Source organism: Roseomonas sp. TAS13 (genome assembly GCF_001950415.1).
In the GTDB taxonomy this organism is placed as follows: domain Bacteria; phylum Pseudomonadota; class Alphaproteobacteria; order Acetobacterales; family Acetobacteraceae; genus Roseomonas; species Roseomonas mucosa.
Genome location: NZ_BDLP01000281.1, coordinates 1 through 5924 on the forward strand (window position 1 = coordinate 1; position 5924 = coordinate 5924).

Sequence of the window (5924 nt, forward strand, 5' to 3'; positions counted from 1 at the left end):
TCGCCTTACGGTGGAGCTGTGCGTAGATGTGATCAAGAGACAGGCTCTACGAGGGCGAGGACGTGCTCGGCGTGCAGGTCTGCGGCGCCGCCAAGAACGTCGCCGCCATCGCCGCCGGGGCCGCCATGGGCGCCGGGCTGGGCGAGAATGCCCGCGCCGCGCTGGTCACGCGGACCCTGGCCGAGATCGCCCGCCTCGTGGTGGCGCTGGGCGGGCGGGCCGAAACCGCCGCCGGGCTGTCGGGGCTGGGGGACCTGCTGCTGACCTGCACCGGGCCGAGCAGCCGGAACTTCGCGCTGGGCCATGCGCCGGGGCGCGGCCTGAGCCCGGCCGAGGCGCTGGCGGACAGCCGGGGCGTCGCGGAGGGGGCGGCCACCGCCCCCGCCCTGCTGGCCCGCGCCGCGGCGGTGGGGGTGGAGATGCCGGTCAGCGCCACCGTCGCCGCCGTGCTGGCGGGGCGGCTCGACGTGGCCCAGGCGGTCGGGCAGCTGATGGAGCGGCCGCGCCGGAGCGAGTAGCGCCAGGAGAATGGTGGCGGGCGCCTTGTGCCGTGGGCCGGGCGCCCCCTATTGCGAATGGTTCTCGTCTTCCAGGAGGCCCCGCCCTTGGCCCTCGTTTCCTCCCGCCTGCGCCTCGTCCTGCCATTGCTGCCGCTGCTGCCCTGGCTCGCCCCGCCGGCACAGGCCCAGGCCGGGGCGCAGGACGGTGGCTGGCCGCGCCGGGTGACGGATCTGGCGGGGCGCGAGGTGACGCTGCCGCGCCAGCCACGGGCGCTCCTGCTGGCCGAGAACTTCCAGCTCCTGACCCTGTCCGTGCTGATGCCCGATCCGGTCTCCCTGCTGGTCGGCATGGGCGGCGACCTGAAGCAGCACGACCAGGGCAGCGACCTCGCCTTCCGCCGGCGCTTCCCCGCCATGAACCGGGTCCCGGAACTCACCAGCGCGGTGGGACAGGGCTTCTCGGTGGAGCGCGCCCTGACGCTGCGGCCGGATCTGGTAGTCCTGAGCACCTGGCAGCTCGGCTCGGCCGAGACGCGGCAGAATGTCGAGCATCTCGCCGCCGCAGGCATCCCGGTGGTCTTCATCGACAACTTCCAGCGCCCGCTCAGCAATGGCATCCCGAGCATCCGGCTGCTGGGCCGCGCCCTGGGCTGCGAGGAACGGGCCGAGGCGGTGATCGGCTTCCAGGAGGAGCGGCTGGCGCGCATCCGCGAGCGTGTCGCCGTCCATGCCGGCCCGAAACCGGGGGTGATCATGAACGCCTTCGCCGGGCGGCGGCCCTGCTGCTGGGTGGCCGGGAATGACGGCACGGGGCAGATGCTCTCACTGGTGGGCGTGCGGAACCTGTCCGAGGGCATGCTGCCCGGCCCGCGCGGCGGCGAGATCAACCTGGAGCAGCTCCTCGCCGTCTCGCCGGAGATCGTCGTGAACACCGGCAACCGCCATGACGAGGACCAGCAGGGCCTGCGCGTCGGCACGGGCGTCACGCTGGCCGAGGCCCGGGCCTCGCTGGAGGCGCTGATGGCCTCGCCGGAACTCGTGGCCCTGCCCGCCACGCGGGACAGGCGCGTCTATGGGTTGTGGAACCCGGTCTTCGGCAGCCCGGTCGGCATCGCCGCGCTGGAGGCGATGGCGCGCTGGCTGCGGCCTGACCTCTTCGCGGATCTCGACCCGGCGGCGACGCTGGCGGAGATCAACCGCCGCTTCGCCGCCGTGCCCTTCGAGGGGACCTACTGGGTCGGCCCCGGCTGAACAGGAACGGCACGCGCCGGCTCCCCGCTGTCCTCACCAGCGATAGGCGAGGTTGCCGATCACGGTGCGCCCATTGCCCCAGTAGCAGTAGTAGGTGCCGGTGCAGGAGGAGACATACTCCTTGTCGAAGAGATTGCTCGCGTTCACCGACAGCCGGTACTGGCCGAGGTCGTAGCTCACCGAGGCGTCGAACAGCGTCACCGAGGGCGAGAGGTACTGGTTGGCATCCTCGCCATAGAGGTTGCCGATATAGCGCACGCCGCCGCCCAGCCCGAGGCCGGCCAGCTTCGAATCCCGGTCGAAGCGGTACTTCATCCAGAGATTGGCCGTATGCGCCGGCACCAGCCCCGGGCGGTTGCCCTTGGTGGTGCGCGTCGTGCCGGTGATCAGCGTGTTGCTCCTGGTGATCTCGGCATCGAGGTAGGTGTAGGAGGCGGTGAGGTCGAGCCCTTCCGCCAGGCTCGCCACGGCCTCCAGCTCCACGCCGCGCGAGCGCACCTCGCCCGTCTGGATCTGGGAGGAGGTATAGACCGGGTCGCGGGTGGTGACGTTGGTCTGCGTCAGCTCGAAAACCGCCGCGGTGACGAAGCTGTTGCGGCCCGGAGGCTGGTACTTCACGCCGAGCTCGTACTGCTCGCCCTCGGTCGGCTTGAACGGCGTGGCGCCGCGCTGGGCCGCGGTGGCGCCGATCACGGGGTCGAAGGAGGTGGTGTAGCTCGCATAGGGCGAGAGGCCGAAGTCGAAGAGGTACATCACCGCGATGCGCCCGGTCAGCGCATCGTCGTTGGAGCGCGTGCGCACCCCGTTGCGGCGCGAGGTCTGGCTGGTGGTGGACCAGTCCTGCCGCAGCCCGCCGGTGATCAGCAGCCGGTCGAGCCGGACCTGGTCCTGCAGGTAGATGCCGTGCTGGCCGTAGTCGTCGTTGCGGTCGGTCTTCGCGCCCGTGCCGAGGCGCGGGTCGGGAACCGCCGCGCCGTAGTTGCGGGTGAAGATGTCGAGCGACGGGACGGTGCCGGTCTGGCCGAAACTGGCCTGGTAGTGGCCCCAGTACTGCCGGAAGTCATAGCCCGCGAGGACCGTGTGCCGCAGCGCCCCGGTGTCGAAGCGCGCCTCGACGCTGTTGTCGAGGTTGACCGTGTCGGAGCTTTCCCGCTGCAGCAGGCTGCCGCGCGTCAGGCGCCGCTGGTCCGCCGAGAGGCCGCTGACATACATGGTCTCGTAGGCCACGCGGTTGTGCATGTAGCGGGCGTTCTGCCGCACGCTCCAGACATCGTCGAAGCGGTGCTCGAGGTTCCAGCCGATGCTGGTGGTGGTGATGTCGGAGTTGTTGAAGCCCGGCTCGCCCGCGAACCAGTTGGCTTGATCGTCCCGTTGCGGTTCGGCAGCAGCGTGCCCACGGCCGGCAGGCCGATGGGCGAGCCGCCCTGGTCGTACTGGAAGCGCCCGAGCAGGGTCAGCGTCGTGTCCGCGCCGGGCCGCCAGGTGATGGCCGGGGCGATGAAGTAGCGGTCGTCATTGACATGATCGACCTGGGTGCCGCTCTGCCGCACCAGCCCGGTCAGCCGGTAGAGGAACTGCCCGTCCTGGGTCAGTGGCCCGCCCAGGTCGAAGCTGCCCTGGTAGCGGTCATAGGAGCCGGCCTGCAGGTTCACCTCGCCGAAGGGGCGCTCGGTGGGGCGCTTGCTGATCATGTTGATCATGCCGCCCGGTGGCGTCTGGCCGTAGAGCACCGAGTTGGGGCCCCGGATCACCTCGATCCGCTCCAGCCCGTCCTGCTCGATCGAGGTCGGGCCGAACTGCCGCAGCAGGCGCAGCCCGTCGAGGAACTGGCTCGGCCGCGCGTCGAAGCCGCGCAGGCGGAAGCTGTCGAAGCGCGTGTCGTTGCCGGAGAAGCCGGTGGCGAGGCCAGGCACATAGGCCAGCGCCTCCTCCACGTTGCGCACGGCGCGGTCGTCCATCTGGTCGCGCGTGACGACGGTGACGGATTGCGGCGTCTCGATCAGCGGCGTGTCGGTCTTGGTGGCCGAGGCGCTCTGGGTGGCGACATAGCCCTGCACCGGGCCAGTGGAGGTCTGCCGCTGCCCCTGCACCTGGATCTCGGGCAGTTGCACCGTCGTATCCTGGGACAGGGCGGCATGGGGCGTTAGCGCCAGGGAAGCCGCCGTCAACGCGGCAGCGCCCGTACGGCTCAGCGCCCATGGGTGCTTCGGTGCGGTACTCAATTCCTGTCTCCGACGGGTATTCCTGGTCGGGGCTCTTATTAAGAAAGATTATCAATCTCAATACGCAGGATGCGAAATGTTTCCGTGAATGTCCTGCCCGCAACACCGGCATGCCGCACGAACCATGGAGAAGCCGCGACCTCCCTCAGCCTGGGCTGGGGGTCCTGGCAGGCCCTTCCAGGGCCGGGCTTCCGCCATCGGGAATTGCTATCCCCTGGCCTGTTATCCACTGGCCTGTCACCATCCCCCCGAGCCAGCGCATGCGGTAGGGGCGGAACGGCGCGAGCGCGGCCTCCAGTGCCGCATCGGGCCGTGCCTGGGCGCGGATCTCCAGCCCCGCCGCCTCGGAAAGCGGCGGCCGGCCCTTCAGCCAGGGGTCGGATTGCGGCACGCCCGCCAGCGCCCCGATCCGTGACGGGTCCTTCGCCGCGGCGAGGACGAAGCCGGTCAGGCGCTCCAGCGCCGCCTCATCCTCCGGCGGCAGGGTCACGCCGTTGGCGGCGGCAAGGCGTTCCAGTGCCGCGACCGGCTCCAGCGCGAAGAGATGGTAGTGCAGCGCCAGGGCACCGCGCGCGAGCTCCTGCGGCAGCGCCCCCTCCCCCGTCACCTGGGCAAGCTGCGCGTGCAGCCGCGCCATGCCCCAGTCGAAATGCGCCCGGCTGTCGCTGGCGATGCCGGCCACCGCCACGGCAAGCCCGGCCCAGGCGGCGTGGTTGTTGCGCACATCGCTGATCAGCGCCCGCGAGGCACGGTCGTAGCGGGGCTGGATGGCATCCGCGACCTCGCGCATCCAGCGGCCGACACGGCCGACCGAGACCGGCTCCAGCCCCGCCGCGTCGCGGACCCTCAGGAAGGCGAGCCCGGCCCCGGCCAGGGCCCAGACGCGGTGATAGGCGCCCTGCTGGTTCACGGCCCCCAGCATGGCGCCGGACTTGGCCCAGTCGTCGAGCAGGGACAGGGCGCAGGCGGCCGCCCCCGCCTCCCCGGCCCGGGCGCGGGCCACGGCGGCCTGCACCGCGTCCTGCCAGACATCCAGCCGCTTCTGCACGGCGGCGTCGGCGGCCAGGCGCCCGGGATCGGGGCGGGAGAAGGCGGGGTCGGTGTAGAAGGAGACGCCCTCGATGTTGCGCAGGGCCTCCGGGGGTGCCGGGCAGCCCGTCTCCGGGGCCGTCGCGGGCGGCAGGGGAGCGAAGGGCGTCCGCAACGGCTCCGCCGCCCCGGCTCCCCCCGGCAGAAGCGGAGGCAGGAGCAGGAGCAGGGCCAGTCCAGCCCGGCGGAACCCCTGCCGTCGAATCGGGGCCGTCGCTCCGGGGCCGCCACCGCTCCACCCCGGCGGCATCGCGGAGCCCCCTTTCACGCCTCGCTGGTGAAGAGGGGCAGCGCGGCCTGGCTCTCCTTCAGCCGCTTCGGCCGGTCCCGCTCCGCCCGCAGGCGCAGCAGCTCGCCCAACAGCCGGTCCATGGTGACCCAGACGGGCTCGTCGCCCTTGCGCTCCTTCATCACCAGCCGATGCGCGTCCAGCGTGACGTTCAGCGTGCCGCGCGTGGTCTCGGGACGGGGCATCCGCATCTGCACCAGCGCCTTCTCGACCTCCTCCAGCGGAACGTTCAGCGCCTTGGCGATCTGTTCGGGCTCATGACCCTGGCGGCGCAACTGGCGCGCCTTGTCCCGCTGCTTCGGCTCCAATGCGATCGATGGGCGCAGGGCGGCGGTGCGCCGGGAAATCTCGCCGGCGCCGGCGCCGGGCGGCTTGCCCTTGAAGGTCGGCATGACCGTGGTTTCTCCTTGCTCCTCCGAATGAACCGGCTGGCGACGGGATTCAAGGGACTCATCGCACGGAGCCCGGCGCGGTCCCGCGCCTCAGTCGCCCCGCAGGGCGGCGCCGGCCGCGAGCGGCGCCAGTGGCGCGGCCAGCGCCGCCAGGGCGGCCAGCAGCAGCAGGTAGGGGCGC

Annotated in this window: 4 protein-coding genes and 2 pseudogenes; 2 read left to right on the top strand and 4 right to left on the bottom strand. The window is 71.7% G+C overall.

Going from position 1 to position 5924, the window contains the following annotated elements:
• Positions 1-41: 41 nt before the first annotated feature.
• Both ROTAS13_RS18040 and ROTAS13_RS18045 read left to right on the top strand, forming a co-directional pair.
• A pseudogene (locus ROTAS13_RS18040) lies at positions 42-518 on the top strand (NAD(P)H-dependent glycerol-3-phosphate dehydrogenase); the annotation flags it as partial.
• An 87-nt stretch (positions 519-605) separates the two neighbouring features.
• Positions 606-1751 (top strand): ABC transporter substrate-binding protein, encoded by a 1146-nt coding sequence (locus ROTAS13_RS18045; RefSeq protein WP_075823016.1) that lies wholly within the window; start codon positions 606-608, stop codon positions 1749-1751.
• 33 nt (positions 1752-1784) lie between these two features.
• Here ROTAS13_RS18045 and ROTAS13_RS18050 read toward each other — a convergent pair whose 3' ends face one another.
• The 4 genes and pseudogenes from ROTAS13_RS18050 to ROTAS13_RS18060 all read right to left on the bottom strand — a co-directional run bounded on the left by ROTAS13_RS18050 (position 1785) and on the right by ROTAS13_RS18060 (position 5743).
• Positions 1785-3233: a TonB-dependent siderophore receptor gene (locus ROTAS13_RS18050; RefSeq protein ID WP_252572233.1), complete on the bottom strand. Its 1449-nt coding sequence runs from the start codon at positions 3231-3233 to the stop codon at positions 1785-1787.
• A gap of 278 nt (positions 3234-3511) precedes the next feature.
• Positions 3512-3709 (bottom strand): annotated as a pseudogene (locus ROTAS13_RS28180) (TonB-dependent receptor plug domain-containing protein); the annotation flags it as partial.
• 409 nt (positions 3710-4118) lie between these two features.
• Positions 4119-5177, bottom strand: a complete 1059-nt coding sequence (locus ROTAS13_RS18055; RefSeq protein WP_075823017.1) for an alginate lyase family protein — start codon at positions 5175-5177, stop codon at positions 4119-4121.
• A 149-nt stretch (positions 5178-5326) separates the two neighbouring features.
• A complete protein-coding gene (locus ROTAS13_RS18060) occupies positions 5327-5743 on the bottom strand; it encodes a hypothetical protein (protein WP_075823018.1) in 417 nt (138 codons plus the stop codon).
• Positions 5744-5924 lie beyond the last annotated feature (181 nt).